The sequence below is a fragment of the Pseudomonas sp. IT-232MI5 genome (genome assembly GCF_949767845.1).
GTDB lineage: Bacteria > Pseudomonadota > Gammaproteobacteria > Pseudomonadales > Pseudomonadaceae > Aquipseudomonas.
Window position 1 is genome coordinate 269,661 of the sequence record NZ_CATKQE010000058.1, and the last position, 16,932, is coordinate 286,592.

Here is a 16,932-nt window from a genome sequence, read left to right on the forward strand (position 1 = left end):
CACTGCGGGCCTTTTCATTGTTACCGGTCAGATCAACCGCGACGACGCAGCGCGTCAATACGCTCTTCCAGCGGCGGGTGGCTCATGAACATGCGGGCAAAGCCCTGTTTGATGCCACCGTTGATGCCAAAGGCGTTCAGGGTGTCCGGCATGTGCACCGGCAGGCCCTGTTCGGCGCGCAGGCGTTGCAGTGCGCCGATCATTGCGCTGGTGCCGGCCAGACGTGCGCCGGCCTCGTCGGCACGGAATTCGCGCTTGCGCGAGAACCACATGACGATCGCACTGGCGAGAATGCCCAGTACCAGTTCGGCGAAGATGGTCGCCACGTAGTAGGCGATGCCCTGGCCTTCTTCGTTCTTGAAGATCACCTTGTCGACGAAATTGCCGATGATCCGCGCAAAGAACATCACGAAGGTGTTCACCACGCCCTGGATCAGCGCCAGCGTGACCATGTCGCCGTTTGCCACGTGACCGATTTCGTGGGCCAGCACGGCTTTCACTTCATCGGGCGAAAAACGCTCGAGCAAGCCCTGGCTAACCGCGACCAGCGCGTCGTTCTTGTTCCAGCCCGTGGCGAAGGCGTTTGCTTCGTAGGCCGGGAAAATACCGACTTCGGGCATCTTGATCCCGGCTTCGCGGGACAGTTGCTCAACGGTTTGCAGCAGCCATTGCTCATGCCGGGTACGTGGCTGGCTGATGATCTGGGTACCGGTGCTCATCTTCGCCATCCACTTGGAGATGAACAGCGAGAACAGCGAGCCGGCGAAACCAAAGACTGCACAGAAAACCAGCAGCTGACTAAGGTCGAGATCAACCCCGTTGGCCGCCATGAACCCGTTGAAGCCGAACAGGCTCAGGGTGATGCTGGCTATCAGCACGACCGCCAGGTTAGTGGCCAAAAACAGCAGGATGCGCATCATGGTTGTAGAAATCTCCTCAAGCTAAAGATGTAGCGTACTGCGGGGTATATAAGGTGCTGCACCGGGCTATTCAACTGAGTGACTATTTCAAACTGTGTCCTACAGCAGATTCTTCGGTGCTCGGCACATTTCCCACGACAGAAACTGATAGGGATGACGGCCAGCCGCGACCCGTCGCCATTACGCCGGACGCAGGTAACCGGTATGAATCGCAAGTGTAGAAGGCGTGCGCGGAGGTGGAACGCAGAAGTGTTGCTGAATCAGACAGTGCGCAACGTTTGGCCGTTGCGCACTGCTGGCCAGTTACTGGCGGTAAGACTTGAGGAAGTTGCCGATGCGGCCGATGGCCATTTCCAGATCATCGACGCGAGGCAGCGTGACGACGCGGAAGTGATCCGGCCACGGCCAGTTGAACGCTGTGCCTTGCACCACCAGCAGCTTCTCGGAGAGCAGCAGGTCGAGGACGAATTTTTCGTCGTTGTGGATCGGGCAGACCTTCGGATCGATTTTCGGGAACGCGTACAGCGCACCCATCGGCTTGACGCAGCTCACCCCCGGAATGTCGTTAAGCAACTCCCAGGTGCGGTTGCGCTGTTCGAGCAGGCGACCCTGCGGCAGCACCAGATCATTGATGCTCTGATAGCCGCCCAGTGCGGTCTGGATCGCATGCTGGCTCGGCACGTTGGCGCACAGGCGCATGTTGGCCAGCATATCGATGCCTTCGATGTAGCTCTGCGCGTTGTGCTTCGGCCCGGAGATCGCGATCCAGCCGGAACGGAAACCCGCCACACGGTACGACTTCGACAGACCGTTGAAGGTCAGGCAGAGCAGGTCCGGGGCCAGCGACGCGGTGCAGATGTGCACGGCATCGTCGTACAGAATCTTGTCGTAGATCTCGTCGGAGAACACCACCAGGTTGTGCGCACGGGCGATTTCCAGCATGCCCAGCAACACTTCCTTCGAATACACCGCGCCGGTCGGGTTGTTCGGGTTGATGATCACCATGGCTTTGGTGTTCGGGGTGATCTTGGCCTTGATGTCGGCCAGATCCGGGAACCAGTCGGCGCCCTCGTCACACAGATAATGCACGGCATTGCCACCGGCGAGGCTGACGGCGGCGGTCCACAGCGGATAGTCCGGGGCCGGCACCAGCACTTCGTCGCCATTGTTGAGCAGCGCCTGCAGCGACATGACGATCAGCTCGGACACGCCGTTGCCCAGGTAGATGTCTTCGATGCCGACACCTTCGACATTTTTCTGCTGGTAGTACTGCATCACCGCTTTACGCGCGCTGAACAAGCCTTTGGAGTCGCTGTAGCCTTGCGCGGTCGGCAGGTTGCGGATCACATCCTGAAGGATTTCGTCCGGCGCTTCGAAACCAAACGGCGCCGGGTTGCCGATGTTCAGCTTGAGGATGCGCTGGCCTTCCTCTTCCAGTCGTTTGGCGTGCTTGAGCACCGGGCCGCGAATGTCGTAGCAGACGTTGGCGAGCTTGTTCGATTTGCTGAACTGCATGGCGATGTGATCCCGAAAATGAACGATCCAGGCGGTGGATGGACAACCGTGCTGGGATTCCTGTGTTTTCACACAGGCGGACGTCTTGAGCCGTGGCTCCCATAATCCGTTTGAATGCGCCCGGTCTGGCTGCCAGACTGGTGCGTGACGAGGCGCAATCATACGTGCCGCCCGATCCGTGGAAAAGGTACAGATCGGGCTTTTTCAGCCGCTGAGGTGTGATGATGGAAAAGTTGGAAAAAACCCTGGAAGAATGGAAAGCCATGCTCGACCCGCAGCAGTACGAGGTTTGCCGCCTCAGTGCCACTGAGCGACCGTTCTCCGGCAAATACAACGCGACCAAAACCGACGGCGTTTATCACTGCGTTTGCTGCAACGAGCCGTTGTTCGACTCCAAGACCAAATTCGATTCCGGCTGCGGCTGGCCGAGCTTCTACGCGCCGATTGGCGAAAGCGCGATGACCGAAATCCGTGATACCACGCACGGCATGATCCGCACGGAAGTGAAGTGCGCGCGCTGCGATGCGCATCTGGGTCATGTGTTTCCCGACGGCCCGCCGCCGACCGGCCTGCGGTATTGCATCAACTCGGTGTGTCTGAACCTCGAACCGCGCGCTTAAACGATTGAAGGCGACCTTCGGGTCGCCTTGTTATTCGATAATTAAATTGCACACAATTTAATTGCTCGCTATGTTTGGCCTTTCCTGACTGTCTGCGGAGCCCAGTGCCATGAGCGACAACCTGCTGAACATCCCGTGCACCACCATCAAGGGTGAGCAAAAGACCTTGGCCGATTTCGCCGGCAAAGCGGTTTTAGTGGTCAACACTGCGAGCAAATGCGGTTTCACCCCACAGTACAAAGGCCTCGAAGAGCTGTGGCAGACCTACAAGGATCAGGGGCTGGTGGTTTTGGGCTTCCCGTGCAATCAGTTCGGCAAGCAGGAGCCAGGCAACGAAGGGGCGATCAGTGAATTCTGTGAGCTGAACTTCGGTGTCAGCTTCCCTCTGTTCAAGAAAATCGACGTTAACGGTGCCGACGCGCATCCGCTATTCGTGCAACTGAAAAAACGCGCGCCGGGTCTGCTTGGCTCCCAGGGCATCAAGTGGAACTTCACCAAGTTTCTGATTGGCAAGGACGGAAAACTGGTCAAGCGTTTTGCCCCGACCACCAAGCCGCAGGAGCTGAGCGGCGAGATCGAAGCCCTGCTCAAATGAACAGCCTGCCGGTCGATTCGCTGAAGCTCGACAGCCAGTTGTGCTTCAAGTTGTACGCCGCCTCCCGAGCGGTAATTCGTGCCTACAAGCCGATGCTCGATCAGCTCGGTCTGACCTACCCGCAATATCTGGCGATGCTGGTGTTGTGGGAATGGCAGGACGCCGCGCCGGAGCAACCGACCGTCAAGGCCTTGGGCGAGCGCCTGGCACTGGACTCGGGCACGCTGACGCCGTTGCTCAAGCGTCTGGAGCAGTTGCAGTGGGTGCAGCGCCAGCGTTCCACGCGTGATGAACGGGAAGTCCACCTGAGCCTGACACCGGCCGGCCAAGCGTTGCGCGAACAGGTCGGGCCGCTCAAGGCCCGGTTGCTGTGCGACAGCGGGGTCGATCTGGACCGCCTCAACGACCTGCGTGACGGCCTCGATTACTTGTTGGGGCAGATCAAAGCGCTGTCGTAGTCGGGATCCACTGATCGAGCAGGGCCGCGAGTTCTTCACGGCGGAACGGCTTGGCCAGATAGTCGCTCATACCGGCCGCACGGCAGCGCTCGCGTTCCTCGGACATGGCGTTGGCAGTCAGGGCGACGATAGGCAGGTGCGGCCAGCGCCCGCTTTGACGGATCTGCCGGCTGGCTTCGTAGCCGTCCATCACCGGCATGTTGCAGTCCATCAGCACCAGATCGAATTCGTGATACTCCAACTGATCGAGCGCTTCGGCACCATGAGCAGCGACGATGACCTCGCAGCCCAGTTTGCCGAGCATGCCTTTGGCCACCAACTGATTGACCGGGTTGTCTTCGACCAGCAACACCCGCCCGCGCCGCACCGAGGGAGCGGTTTCGAGCTGCGCATCGTTAATGGCAACGACGTCCGGTTGCAGGGTGCGGCGCAGGTTCTGGTAAAGCGCGTTGCGCGCCAACGGTCGTGCCTGTTGTTGCAGAGGCGCGAGCGCAGCCGCTTCTTCGCTCGGCAGAAAGCTGCCGTAGGCGGTCACCAGCAAAATCGGCGCAACGAGCGTCGGGCGCAAGCCGAAAAGGCACTCAGGGCAATCGGTAATCACCACGTCCGGGGTCAGGCCCAACAGTGAGTCATCGATGGTGCGCTGCTCATACGCAAGCCCCCAGACCGGCAGCAGGCTCTGCAACAGTTCCGCCAGACCGCTGCTGGCCGCAGTGATGGCGAGCACTTTTCCATGCAGAGGTGCCGGGACCAACGCTCGGGTATGACACGGCAGAGGCAACTCGGCACAGAACTGACTGCCAAAACCGGTCTCGGAGCTGATGGTCAGGCGCCCCTGCATCGCTTCGCAGAGGTTGTAGGTCAGCGCCAGTCCCAGGCCAGTGCCGCCGTACTGGCGAGTGATGCCGGCGCCTGCCTGCGTGAACGGCTGGAAGATTTTCAGTTGCGCGTCCTGGGCGATACCGATGCCGGTGTCGCAGACCTCGATGCGCACGCCATCCTGGTAGGTCGACAAGCGCACGTCTACCCTGCCGAAACGGGTGAATTTCAGGGCGTTGGACAGCAGGTTGCTGACGATCTGCCGCACGCGGGTCGGATCGCCCAGCACCAGCGCCGGGAAGTGCGGATCGATCAGGCAGGTCAGCTCGACGCTTGGCGCCGCGTTCTGCGACAGCAGGTTGGCGGTGTCTTCGATCAACGAGCCGAGATCGAAAGGAATGTGCTCTAGCTCCAGTTGCCCGGCATCGAATTTCGACAGGTCGAGAATATCGTTGAGCAATTCGACCAGCACCTTGCCCGAATCGTGGGCGATCGACAGCTGTTGCTGCTGTTCGGCATTCAACGGGCCGTCGAGTGACAGTGCAATCATCCCCAGCAGGCCGTTGAGTGGCGTGCGGATCTCGTGGCTCATGTTGGCGAGGAATGCCGAGCGGGCTTCGGCCATTTCCAGGGCGGTGCTGCGGGCGACTTCGAGTTCCTGATTGGACTGGCTGAGCCGTGCGTTGATCGCCTTGAGTTCGGCGGTGCGCGCCGAGACGATGTTTTCCAGTTGCCCGAGGTAGTCGGTCAGGCGGTTTTCGGCGTTGCGCCGCTGTTGAATCTCGGTGGCAATGTTCTCGAATTGCTGATTGGCGACTTTGACCAGCACGCCGATTTCATCGTTACCGTGGCCGGACGGACATTCCAGCGTAGTCGGCTCGGCGCTGCGCGGGTCGCGCCCACTGAGTTCGCGGATCACCCGCACCAGCGGTTTGGTCAGCATCACGTAGAACAGCGCCAGCAGGATACCGGTGAGAATCAGGCTGCGCGCGAACCCGTTGAGCAGGGTCACCTCGGCCCGGCGCAGAAAACGGCTGCCGAAGGCATAGGTGTCGACCTCGAGGCTCAAGACCCCCAGCGATTCGTTGGGCAGGTGATCCAGATACAGACGATCCTCGAACTGGCGCTTGGCGCCAAACAGGAAGTCGCTGATCACCCGGTAGCCGCTTTGCAGTTCCGGGCGTTTGACGCTGGCCAGCACCGTATTGTTGTTGTCGATCAGTTGCGCAGAAATGATCGCCGGTGAGCGCAACAGGCCCAGGGTCAGTTCCTGCGCCAGTTCGGCGTCGATGTTGTAGGCAATCCGTGAGGCCGGGTTATGGCTGATTTCCAGCAATGACAGGATTTCACGGTTGATGGAGGCGTCTTCACTGGCATAATCGATGCCGATTTGCAGCAGGCTGAGCAGCGTGCCCAGAATGAACCCGACCAGCACAGTAAGCCTGGCTTGCTTGTATGACAGCCGGTGGGTGAATTTGATATCCATGGGGTGTTGAACCACTTCCGTTTCCCTTCGCTGCTCAAGCATAGTCGATCATGTATGGATACCGAGGTTCCCGAATCGCCTTGTAACAAGGCTTGGTAGGGTGATTTTTATCTGTGTGTCGCCGCTGGATCGTCATCATCACTGTGAATGTGCCCGAGGAGAAGACGTGGATTCCCGATTGAATGCTTTTCTTGAACGCGCCGAGTCGGTTCTGGCGCGGATCGAACCGTTGTTGCCGGCACCACGGCCGGTGATCGACTGGGGCACTTGTCTGGCGGCGCGCTGGCAGCGCGACGGGCGCAGCGGCTACTTGTTGCCGCTGGAAGTCAGCCTCGACATGCGCCTGTCCGACCTGATCGGTGTTGACCGTCAGCTCGAACAACTGGGGCGTAACACCCAGCAATTTCTCGATGGCATGCCGGCCAACCATGCGCTGCTGTGGGGCTCGCGCGGCACTGGCAAGTCGTCGCTGGTGCGGGCCTTGCTGGCGGAGCACGCCGCCGCAGGTCTGCGCCTGATCGAGATCGAGCGCGATCATCTGGCAGATCTGCCGCGGGTGGTCGAGCAGATCGGCAAACTGCCGCAACGTTTCGTGTTGTTTTGCGATGACTTGTCGTTCGAATCCGGTGAAGGCGATTATCGCGTGCTCAAAAGCGTGCTCGATGGTTCGCTTGAGCAGGCCCCGGACAACGTCTTGCTGTACGCCACTTCCAACCGTCGCCATCTGGTGCCGGAGAAGGAAAGCGACAACGAAAACTGGAAACGCGTCGACGGCGAACTGCATCCCAGCGAAGCCGTGGAAGACAAGATCGCGCTGTCGGACCGTTTCGGTCTGTGGCTGTCGTTCTACCCGTTTACTCAAGAACACTTCCTCAACGTCGTCGAGCACTGGATCGGCCAGTTGGCGGCCAAGGCCGGCCTGAGCTGGCAGCGCGACGAAGAACTGGACATCCTTGCCGTGCGTTGGGCCACCGGCCGCGGTAATCGCAATGGACGTTGCGCGTACCAATTCGCCCGTTATTGGGTGGGACTGAAATTGTTGGAGCACAAGGCATGATTGATTTGCAACAAAGCGGCCAAGGCCTCGAAGGCTATGGCATGTTGGCCGCACAACTGGAATCGCTGCTGGCGGACGAGCGCGATTTCATCGCCAACGCCGCGCAGTTTTCGGCGTTCCTGTTCAACCAGCTCGATGACCTGAACTGGGCGGGTTTTTACCTCAACCGCAACGAAGAGCTGGTGCTCGGCCCGTTCCAGGGGCAGATCGCTTGTGTACGCATTCCGTTCGGTCGTGGCGTGTGTGGCGCGGCGGCAGCGACTCGGCAAACCCAGCGCGTTGAAGATGTGCACGCGTTCCCGGGGCATATCGCCTGCGACAGCGCGTCGAACAGTGAACTGGTCGTGCCGCTGGTCAAGGACGGTCGCCTGATCGGTGTACTTGACCTCGACAGCCCGAAACTGGCGCGTTTCGGTGCGCAGGATCAGGCCGGTATCGAGCAACTGGCGGCGATTTTCCTGCGTCTGACCGACTGCTGATCACGCGGTCAGGCCAGCCTTGTGCAGCAGGCTGGCCGGATCCACGTTGTCGATCTGCGCGGGATCGAGAAAACGCACGGCGTACTGCATGTACACGCCGTCGTTGATGAACAAACCAAACAGCTGGGCATCGATGTGTGCTTCGCGGCACATGGTGGCCATGATCGCCAACGCCTCACTCAAGGTTTTCGCTTTCTTGTACGGGCGATCGGCTGCGGTCAGCGCCTCGAAGATATCGGCAATCGCCATCATCCGCGCCGGCAGGCTCATGTCCTCACGCTTCAGGCGTTTCGGGTAACCGGTGCCGTCCATTTTTTCATGATGACCGCCGGCGATCTCGGCAATGCTGTCGAGGTGGCCGGGGAAGGGCAGGTGGCTGAGCATCATGATCGTCTGCACCATGTGGTGATTGATCACGTACCGTTCTTCGCGGGTCAGGGTGCCGCGGCTGATGCTCAGGTTATACAGCTCGCCGCGATTGTATTTGTAGCGCGGCACATCCAGCTTGAAGCCCCATGGATTGTCTTCGGGAATCAACTCGTTCGGGTCGCGTTCGAGCAGGTGCTCGGGCTTGTCCGCCAAAAGCTTTTCACTGACCGGCAAGCTCGGTGCCGGCGTGCGCGACTGACGCCGATTCTCCTCCCAGGACACACCCAGCCGGTCATCAAGGGTACGCATCCAGGTGCGTCGGCCGAGATGATCAAGACGCTGCAGATCTGCTTCGGCCATCGCTTCACTGCCTAGATTGCAGCGCGCGACAAAGGCAAAATCGTCGTCGAGCGCCGTCAGCGTGGCGTCGCGCAGTTCGGCCAATGCGGTCTCATCGCCGCCCAGGGCGCGCGCCTGCCAATAGCTGATCCAGGCATCACGCTTGAGCACTTCGAAACGTGTGCGGATCTCGTGGATGCGGTCGTTGATGGTTTCCAGTTTGGTGGCCTTGTCGACCACGTATTCCGGCGTCGTGACCTTGCCGCAGTCGTGCAGCCACGCGGCAATGTGCAGGGCTTCCCATTCATCTTCGCTCGGTTGGTAGGCGCTGAAGGCCGGCGCCTGACTGGCTGCTGCGGCCTGGGCAAGCATCAGTGTCAGCTCCGGCACGCGCTGACAATGCCCGCCGGTATACGGACTCTTGGCGTCGATGGCACCGGCGAGTAATTGAATAAAGGCGTCGAGAAGTTGTTTCTGACGGGCTTGCAGACGCTGGCTCTCGATGCTCACCGCCGCCGCGCCGGACACGGCCTGCAAAAAAGCGATGCGATCAGGGCGCAGTTTTTCCAGATCGGCTGCGGTGCCGCTGTCGCTCACCAGCAGAATCAGCAGGCCGATGGTTTCGTCGTGGCGGTTGTGCAGGCGGATGCCGATCAGATGGATGCGCGGCGATTGCATTGCCAGCAGGACCTTCTGCAAGTCGCCGGCCTGATCAAAGCCGAAGTTGCTCACCACGTTGTTGGCGCTGACCAAATGTCTGAACCACGCCGGGCCGTTGCTCTGCTGCAGGTCGTGGCCCTGGATGTCGAACGCCTCCAGGGTCTGTGGCGTGCCATCTATCACCAGGCCGTAAGGCTCCATGCGGCTGCTGTCGCTTTCACGCAGATAGATCAGCCCTGCCTGCGCCTGAGCAATCTGCACCGTTTCAAACAGCACCCGGTGCAGCAGGGGGGCAAAGCGGGTTTCGGCGCCCAGGGTGTCGGTGATCTGGAAGAAACTCGCCAGGGTGTCTTTCATTCGTGCCATCGACACACTCAACTGGTCGACTTCAAGCACCGGCGAGCGGCGTGCCAACGGAAAATTGAAATCGAAACTGCGGATGGCGTCTGCTTCCTTGACCAGCGCGTGCAACGGCTTGACCAGAATTCGCGAAATCACCCAGCCCAGCGGCAGGCATAGCAGCAGGGTCGCCAGGGTGATCAGCGCGCCTTGCCAGCGCAAACGGTAGGCATCGACCAGTAACTCGTCTTCCGGCACCAGCAACGCCAATTGCAAACCTTTCGGGCCACCCTCTTGAATGCTGCTGCGGGCGACGATCCAGTGGCGACCCTCCGCTTCCACGCGATTGCCCTTGGCTGCGCCGGACAACAGGGTATGCAAGCCCGGACTCAGGTCCGCCGCTTTGGCCAGAGAGGCCGTGCTGCCGTCGACAATCAGGCGCTCGCTGTCGGGGTAGGCCACGGCGTTGCCCTCGGCGTCGAACAGGGCAATCTCGGTGGAGGGGGTGACGACATGTTTACTCAGCGCGGCGGACAGGGCGACCAGCGTCAGGTCCGCGCCAATCACGGCGTTCTCGCCGCTGCGCCGGGCCAAGGTCGTGCCGACATTGTGTGTGGAGAAAAACACGTAGGGCTCGGTGGTGATCTGTTCCTCTTGTTGACGGGCATCGTTGAACCAGGCACGGCTGCGCGGATCGTAGCGGTCGCCTGGGTTGTCCTGACGGCTTATCGGGGTCAGTGCCTGATCGAAAAACAGCGATTGCGAGTGCATCGCGCCCTGCGGGTCATGCTCGATGCTCCAGACCTGATACGCCGCCGCTTCAGGGGCCTTGAGCAGCGTTTTCAGTGCTGCGCTGCGCAGTGGACGGACCATGAAGAAGTCGCCATTGGCATAACCCAGGTACAGCGACGCCAGGTTGGGATTGTCGCTGAGCGACTGGCTGAAGGGGCGGAGCAGGGGCATGCGTTGTTCAAGGCGCGCAGCCTGAGTGGCGGGGTTGTCCGCCAGCAAACTCAGCAAATGGCGGATTGGCTGATAGGTGGCCGCCATGTCCAGGCGCACGTCCTGTTCGATCCGTTCGAACAGTTTTTCGCTGCTCGAGAGGATGATCTGCGTGGTCTGGTGGTAATTGAACAGGCCCAGCACGATTCCTGTAAGCAGCAACAGGAAGGTGAACATGACGCTGATGTGCACATGCAGCGGAAACCGGCGTTGCTCCGGGCGCAGTGGGCTGGGCATTTCGGGCTCTCCATGATGGTTAACTCACTGCTCAGCGCCAAGCATAGTTAAGGCAGGCTCATTGTGCTTTGATCCGACACCGTCAATTGCTGCTGCAAGGCGTTCTCGAGATCGAGCATCGCCCGGTTGCTCGCTTCGCAACGGCGAGCGATCTCGTCTGTCGACAAGGCCTCGGCGCAGGCTTGCTCAAGGGCGTCGCAGCACTCGATCACGCGTGATGCCTGAGCGATACGCGCGGCCCCCTTGATCTTGTGAGCGACCACCGCCAGCGCCGCGCGATCATGTTCAGGCGACAGCGCGAGCAGTTCCTGACGATCGAGACGGCTGCTTTTGAGCAACTCGGCCAGCAAACGGCGGGCTTGAGCAGGGTTGCCACCGGTCAGCATGTTCATGTTTTGCAGGTTGAAGGCCGGTGGTGCACACGTCGGCGTGATGCCATCGACCCACTGGCTGAGCAGGCTCAGGCTCAAGGGCTTGAACAGGCAATCGTTCATGCCGGCCTGTTTGCAACGCTGGATTTCCTCCGGCTGTGCATTGGCCGTAAAGCCCAGCACAGTGCAGGGCGGGCAGCGTGCCTGGAGTTCATGCTGGCGAATGGCGCGAGTCAATTCGTAGCCATTCATCAACGGCATGTTGCAGTCGACGATCACCAGGTCGAAATGGCCCGCCCGCCACAGTGCCAGGCCACTGCAGCCGTTCTCGGCAATGCTGAAGTGATGTCCGAGAAACTCCAGTTGCTGACACATCAACAATCGATTCGCCGGATGGTCATCTACCACGAGCACACGCAGAGGCGTTTGCGATGTCTTGATCGCCGCTTCACTTTTCACTGTGCTCAGCTGTATCGGCAAGGTTTCCAGCGCCAGGGAGATACATACCTGAGTGCCGATGCCCGGCTGACTGTTCAATTGCAGTTGCCCGCCCATCATTTCGCAGAGGTTGCGACTGATCACCAGTCCCAGGCCTGCCCCGCTTCTACCTTGTTGACTGCTGTTTTCCGCCTGGGCAAATGGTTCGAACAAGCGCTGCTGGTCCTCGGCACTGATACCGACGCCAGTGTCCTGTACGGTCAGTTGCATCAAGGCACGGGCCGGCACCTCGGTGTTCATGAGGTCCAGGGTAATCCGCACATGCCCCTGCTCGGTGAATTTGATGGCATTGCTCACCAGATTCGACAGCACCTGTTTGAAACGCAGGGGTCCAGATGCACATCGATTGCCAGGTCCGGTGGATTGAAGATGACTTGCAGGGTGAGGTTTTTCTGCCGGGCGAGGCCTTCGAAGATTCTTGCCACAGACGCCACGGTATCGACCAGATTGACCCGTTCCGGGCAAAGACTCAGACGCCCGGATTCGATCCGTGCGATGTCGAGAATATCGCCGATCAAACCCAGCAGATCGTTGGCCGAATGATAAGCCGTGTCGATTGATGAGCGATCCGGATGCTGTTGATCCATACGTTTGAGTGTCAGTTCAAGCATGCCGATCACGGCATTCATTGGCGTGCGGATTTCGTGACTCATGGTCGCCAGAAACGTGCTTTTTGCCCGGTTGGCCTCATCTGCCTGTTCTTTGGCCGTACGCAACTCTTCGAACAACTGACGGCGTTCGCTGATGTCGATCCAACCGCCGATGATGCCTTTCACGTCGCCGCTGGAGTCACGGTACGGCAGTATCCAGTGATAGATCGTCAGGCGTCGGTTACCGATGTGCAAAGGCCGGTCGACCACCATCGGTGTGCCTTCGGCGACGACGCGTTGGTAATCGGCCTGAAAAGCCTGAGCCTCGAAGGCGTTGCTCAAGGTGCCCTCAATGACGCTTTTGCCGATGACGTCTTCGCGTTTGGCATTGAACGCTTCGAGGTAGCTTTCATTGCAGCTTTGCAGCAGGCCTTGGCGGTCGCGGACATAAATCGGATGCGGTGTGCCATCGACCAGTGAACGCATGAATTCAAACTGGTCGTTCAGCGCGCGCTCGGCGGCCTGACGTTGTTTGATCTGGTGACGCATATAGGCGTTCCAGGCCAGAAGCAGCAGCAGTAACAGGCAAGCGCCGACGATCACTTGGTAGAACAGGCGCTGGTAGTTATGCCAGATGTTCTGCGATGCCGTGGAGTAACCGCGCCAGCGGCCATTGATCACGCCCAGCTCATCGGGGGCGATGCTCAACAACGCTTTGTTGATGATCGACGCCAGTTCCGTGTTGTCCCGGGCGGTTGCCAGCGAAAACGCAGCCTGGCCGGTGCCGATGGTGGTGGTGATTTGTAATGCCTGATTGAAGATCCGCGAAGAAATGAAGTAGTTGGCAATCACCAGTGAGTTCACCGCGCCGTCGACATGTCCTTCAGCGAGCAGCGATACCGCGCTGAAGGTATCCGCGGTTTCGATCAACTGGATGCGCGGATACTCTCGGCGCAGGTATTCGACCATCGGATTGCCTTGGGCAATCGCCAGTTGTTTGCCTTTGAGCTGGCCCAGGTTGGTCGGGCCGTCGGCACTCTTGCGGGTCAGCAGAACGTAGGAATTTTCCAGATAGGGACGACTGAAGTTGAGGGTTTTTTCGCGCTCCGCTGTCGGCAACAATGCTGCAATCAGATCGGCTTGATGGTGGTCTATCTGCTGGATCATTTCCGCGTCGTTGCGGCTGCGCCGGATCTCGAAACGCAGGCCGGTGCGCAGGCGGATCAGTTCGAGCAGGTCGGCACTGATGCCGCGAAAATTGCCGTCGTTGTCAAAGAATGTCAGGGGCGCGAACGCTTCATTGACGACCACGCTGACCACCGGATGCTGTTTGAGCCACACTTCTTCGCGCTGGGTCAGTTGCATTTTCCGGTCGGTGAGCAACAGATCGCTACCGGCGCTCCAGCGCTTGGCAATATTGTCGCGTTCGCTGGCAGGCACTGCCTTGAGCACGGTGTCGACGATGTCGAGCAATTGTGGGTTGTTGCGGCGCACGGCGAAGCTGAAACCCTGGGCTTCCTGCTTGCCGAAATTGGCCATGCGCACATTGTTCAGGTAACCCTTGTTGATCATGTAATGCGTCGACAGGGTATCGCCGAGAAACACATCGGCCTGGTCAAACGCGACGGCGTTGATCGCGTTCTGGTAGGAGGGGTAGCAGGTAATGAGCGCCTTGGGATACAGCGCCTTGACTTCGGGTAACGGCAAATAGTGATAGACCATGCTCAGGCGCAGCCCGGCCAGGCCTTCGGTGAGTGAGCGGGTTTCGTCTTCGCGGGTGACCAGCACCGGCAGGTCAATGGCATAGGGGGTCGACAGCGCCAGGTTGGCATTGCTCGCTTCGAACCCGTTCGCGGTACCCAGCAGGTCGACCTGGCCATCGACCAGTGCCCGAATCGCCGCATCCCGGGATGGAAAGCGCTGCACCCGGACAGGCAGACCGGTGGCCTGGCCAAGGAGTCCGGCGTAGTCAGCTGTCAGCCCTTCGTAATCCTTGCCACTGACCGTCATGTCAAACGGCGGGTAGTCAGGCGCCGAAGTGCCCAGAACCAGTTCGCTACGCGCAAGCATCCATTGCCGCTGGGACTTATCGAACGTGATCGATACCGGCTCGTTTGCCGACCTGCTTAGCAAGGCATAGTCCGGTGAACCGCCGGGCATGGCGAACACGTTGGCGCTCAGGTAAAGACCTGCACTCAACGCAATTAAATAGTCCTTCAAACGGCTGGGCATGCGGGCTCTCACACGAGTGCGTTTCGTTTGGCCATCTCGATAAGTTCTACAAGGGATTTGGCCTTGAGTTTCTGCATCAGGCGTTTTTTGTAAGTGCTGACGGTTTTATTACTTAGAAACATGCCCTTGGCGATCTCCTTGTTAGTGCGGCCTTGGGCGAACAATTGCAAAACCATCAACTCGCGATCATTGACGGATTTGAACAGTTCCAGTTCGGCAAAACGGATATCGTCACTACGAACCGGATTCAATGCCTGGCTGGGGAAATAGTTGTAACCGGAAAGTACTGCTTTGATTGCACTGACCAGTTCGCTCAGGTCTTCCTGTTTGCAGACATAACCCGATGCGCCGGATTGCATGCAGCGAATGCCGAACAGTGTCGGACACTGCGCCGTCAGAATCAGGATTTTCAACGGCGAGCCCATGGCATTGAAGCGGGCCAATACTTCCAGGCCGTCCAGCTTGGGAATGCTCACATCGAGAATGACCAGATCGGGCATGCACTCGCGCACCATTTGCATGGCATCGACTCCGTTATCGGTTTCACCGACGACCTTGTAACCTTCATGCTCCAGCAGCATTCGAACGGCGAGACGGATGACCGGGTGATCGTCGACAATAAAAACGGAGTTCATAATCAAATCCCATGCAAGCACGAATAAAGCGCGCACCTTAGCTCAGTTGAATGAGCACTCGCATGAAGTGACATGGCTCCAGTCACGTTATCGGATTAATCCTACAACTAATAAGGAAACGGACTACGTTCAAACTAGGTTTGACGTAAGGAGGAGCAGAATTTGAAGAGGCTTATAGTTTGACTTGAATGATTTGCAAGTACTGGCTGTAAATGGCTTTTTATAGATGTTTAAACTTGCTGAATCGCCGCGTGGTCATTGTGGATCTTCAGCCCTGTCAGTGACGCGTTAAAAGTTCTCGGGTTGACCTGGGGGGCTGCATGCGGGTAGCCAAAACCATGGGCGCCCGCATGCGATGGAGTCAATGGCTGGAACGGCCGGTCATTTCCAGCGCCATGTCGCTGGCGTAGCTGTCGGTCATGCCGGCAATGAAATCGATCATGCGCAGAAACGACGTGTGTAACGAACCCTGAGGATCCGGTGCGTTACTGCCCAGCAGATCAAGAATGCGCCGGCTTTTGAATGACGGCGTACGACCGTTGTGTTGTTCCAGCGCGGCGCCGCAGAACGAATTGAGCAGGATCTCCAGCGTCGTATACGCGCCGATTTCATGCAGGGTTTTGCGCTTGTCCTGAAAGATTTTCTTGCGGGCGATGTCCTTGGCGTTCAGGACGCAACGCTTGGCCGGGCCGTGCATGTGCTCGACCAGATCGCCGTGCAGCGTGCCGGCGAGGAGTGCGTCCTGTTGCTCGACAAAGGCCCGCGCCGCAGCGTTGGTCAAATGCTCGATGGCCTTGCCGCGCAGGATCGCCAGTTTGCGTCGTCGCGAATCCTGCGGGCCGAGCTGACGATAGGTTTCCGGCAGATCGTCGCCCACTAGCCCGAGCAGCAGGGATTCGACTTCGGCGTATTCCAGCAGCTCCATTTCGAGGCCGTCTTCGAGATCGATCAGCGCGTAGCAGATGTCGTCGGCGGCCTCCATCAGGTACACCAACGGGTGACGCGCCCAACGCTGGTCTTCGATTTGCGGCAGGCCCAGTTTGTGGGCGATCTGCTCAAGCAGCGGCAGCTCACTTTGATAGCAGCCGAATTTGTGTTTCTTGTAGCCCAGGGAGTCGGCGTGGCGCGCGGTCCACGGGTATTTCAGGTAAGTGCCGAGGGTGGCGTAGGTCAGCCGTGTACCGCCGTCGAACTGGTGGTACTCCAGCTGAGTCAGTACGCGAAAGCCTTGGGCGTTACCTTCGAAGTTGAGAAAGTCAGCGCGTTCGGCTTCGCTCATGCCGTCGAGCCAGCCACGTCCGGCGGCCTGCTGGAACCAGTGACGAATAGCATCTTCACCGGAATGGCCGAACGGCGGATTGCCGATGTCGTGGGCCAGACACGCCGACTGCACGACCATGCCGAGGTCGGCCGGGTCGCACCATTCGGGCAAGGCACTGCGCAGGGTTTCGCCCACTCGCATGCCCAGTGAACGGCCGACGCAACTGACTTCCAGCGAATGGGTCAGGCGCGTGTGAATGTGATCGTTGCTGGTGACCGGGTGCACCTGGGTCTTGCGTCCGAGGCGGCGGAAGGCACCGGAGAAAATGATGCGGTCATGGTCTTTGTGGAAAGGGCTGCGGCCAAGTTCTTGCGGGCTGTGCAGCGGCTTGCCTAGGCGTTCGCGGTTGAGCAGGGTTTGCCAATCCAAGGCTGATTCTCTCCGTCAGGT

The 16,932-nt window shown here is 59.3% G+C and carries 11 protein-coding genes and 1 pseudogene; 5 read left to right on the forward strand and 7 right to left on the reverse strand.

Annotation, left to right across the window (positions count from 1 at the left end):
* Positions 1 to 32 precede the first annotated feature (32 nt).
* Entirely contained in the window at positions 33 to 920 is an 888-nt protein-coding gene (htpX, locus tag ACM6JQ_RS24560) for a protease HtpX (RefSeq protein WP_007908619.1), read from the reverse strand.
* A 303-nt stretch (positions 921 to 1,223) separates the two neighbouring features.
* Complete coding sequence (locus ACM6JQ_RS24565; RefSeq protein ID WP_007908620.1) at positions 1,224 to 2,435, reverse strand: pyridoxal phosphate-dependent aminotransferase; 1,212 nt, start codon at positions 2,433 to 2,435, stop codon at positions 1,224 to 1,226.
* A 224-nt stretch (positions 2,436 to 2,659) separates the two neighbouring features.
* Between ACM6JQ_RS24565 and msrB the strand changes: the two genes are divergently transcribed.
* From msrB to ACM6JQ_RS24580, 3 genes are all read left to right on the forward strand, one after another.
* Complete coding sequence (gene msrB, locus ACM6JQ_RS24570) at positions 2,660 to 3,055, forward strand: peptide-methionine (R)-S-oxide reductase MsrB (RefSeq protein WP_007908622.1); 396 nt, start codon at positions 2,660 to 2,662, stop codon at positions 3,053 to 3,055.
* A gap of 109 nt (positions 3,056 to 3,164) precedes the next feature.
* On the forward strand, positions 3,165 to 3,650 hold the full coding sequence (locus tag ACM6JQ_RS24575) for a glutathione peroxidase (protein ID WP_007908624.1): 486 nt from the start codon (positions 3,165 to 3,167) through the stop codon (positions 3,648 to 3,650).
* Positions 3,647 to 4,108: a MarR family winged helix-turn-helix transcriptional regulator gene (locus ACM6JQ_RS24580; protein WP_414894797.1), complete on the forward strand. Its 462-nt coding sequence runs from the start codon at positions 3,647 to 3,649 to the stop codon at positions 4,106 to 4,108. The genes ACM6JQ_RS24575 and ACM6JQ_RS24580 overlap by 4 nt, the downstream gene beginning before the upstream one ends.
* On the opposite strand, the gene ACM6JQ_RS24585 is transcribed toward ACM6JQ_RS24580, so the two are convergent.
* Positions 4,092 to 6,413 (reverse strand): response regulator, encoded by a 2,322-nt coding sequence (locus ACM6JQ_RS24585; RefSeq protein WP_007908628.1) that lies wholly within the window; start codon positions 6,411 to 6,413, stop codon positions 4,092 to 4,094. The two genes, ACM6JQ_RS24580 and ACM6JQ_RS24585, sit on opposite strands and share 17 nt — an antisense overlap.
* A 166-nt stretch (positions 6,414 to 6,579) precedes the next feature.
* Between ACM6JQ_RS24585 and ACM6JQ_RS24590 the strand changes: the two genes are divergently transcribed.
* On the forward strand, positions 6,580 to 7,470 hold the full coding sequence (locus ACM6JQ_RS24590) for an ATP-binding protein (RefSeq protein ID WP_007908631.1): 891 nt from the start codon (positions 6,580 to 6,582) through the stop codon (positions 7,468 to 7,470).
* Positions 7,467 to 7,949, forward strand: a complete 483-nt coding sequence (locus tag ACM6JQ_RS24595) for a GAF domain-containing protein (RefSeq protein WP_007908634.1) — start codon at positions 7,467 to 7,469, stop codon at positions 7,947 to 7,949. Before ACM6JQ_RS24590 ends, ACM6JQ_RS24595 begins: the two co-directional genes overlap by 4 nt.
* Here the strand turns inward: ACM6JQ_RS24595 and ACM6JQ_RS24600 are convergent, their stop codons facing one another.
* The 4 genes and pseudogenes from ACM6JQ_RS24600 to ACM6JQ_RS24615 form a co-directional block, all read right to left on the reverse strand.
* A complete protein-coding gene (locus ACM6JQ_RS24600) occupies positions 7,950 to 10,895 on the reverse strand; it encodes an HD domain-containing phosphohydrolase (protein WP_414894798.1) in 2,946 nt (981 codons plus the stop codon).
* Between the two features lie 47 nt (positions 10,896 to 10,942).
* Positions 10,943 to 14,586, reverse strand: a pseudogene (locus ACM6JQ_RS24605) (transporter substrate-binding domain-containing protein).
* A gap of 8 nt (positions 14,587 to 14,594) precedes the next feature.
* On the reverse strand, positions 14,595 to 15,221 hold the full coding sequence (locus ACM6JQ_RS24610; RefSeq protein ID WP_007908640.1) for a response regulator transcription factor: 627 nt from the start codon (positions 15,219 to 15,221) through the stop codon (positions 14,595 to 14,597).
* 361 nt (positions 15,222 to 15,582) lie between these two features.
* Positions 15,583 to 16,911 carry a deoxyguanosinetriphosphate triphosphohydrolase gene (locus tag ACM6JQ_RS24615; RefSeq protein WP_007908641.1) on the reverse strand — a complete coding sequence of 443 codons (1,329 nt, stop codon included), beginning with the start codon at positions 16,909 to 16,911 and terminating at the stop codon, positions 15,583 to 15,585.
* Positions 16,912 to 16,932 lie beyond the last annotated feature (21 nt).

Coding starts and splice junctions, on each gene's coding strand:
- htpX (WP_007908619.1), bottom strand. CDS start 920: ATGATGCGCATCCTGCTGTTTTTGGCCACTAACCTGGCGGTCGTGCTG.
- ACM6JQ_RS24565 (WP_007908620.1), bottom strand. CDS start 2,435: ATGCAGTTCAGCAAATCGAACAAGCTCGCCAACGTCTGCTACGACATT.
- msrB (WP_007908622.1), top strand. CDS start 2,660: ATGGAAAAGTTGGAAAAAACCCTGGAAGAATGGAAAGCCATGCTCGAC.
- ACM6JQ_RS24575 (WP_007908624.1), top strand. CDS start 3,165: ATGAGCGACAACCTGCTGAACATCCCGTGCACCACCATCAAGGGTGAG.
- ACM6JQ_RS24580 (WP_414894797.1), top strand. CDS start 3,647: ATGAACAGCCTGCCGGTCGATTCGCTGAAGCTCGACAGCCAGTTGTGC.
- ACM6JQ_RS24585 (WP_007908628.1), bottom strand. CDS start 6,413: ATGGATATCAAATTCACCCACCGGCTGTCATACAAGCAAGCCAGGCTT.
- ACM6JQ_RS24595 (WP_007908634.1), top strand. CDS start 7,467: ATGATTGATTTGCAACAAAGCGGCCAAGGCCTCGAAGGCTATGGCATG.
- ACM6JQ_RS24600 (WP_414894798.1), bottom strand. CDS start 10,895: ATGCCCAGCCCACTGCGCCCGGAGCAACGCCGGTTTCCGCTGCATGTG.
- ACM6JQ_RS24610 (WP_007908640.1), bottom strand. CDS start 15,221: ATGAACTCCGTTTTTATTGTCGACGATCACCCGGTCATCCGTCTCGCC.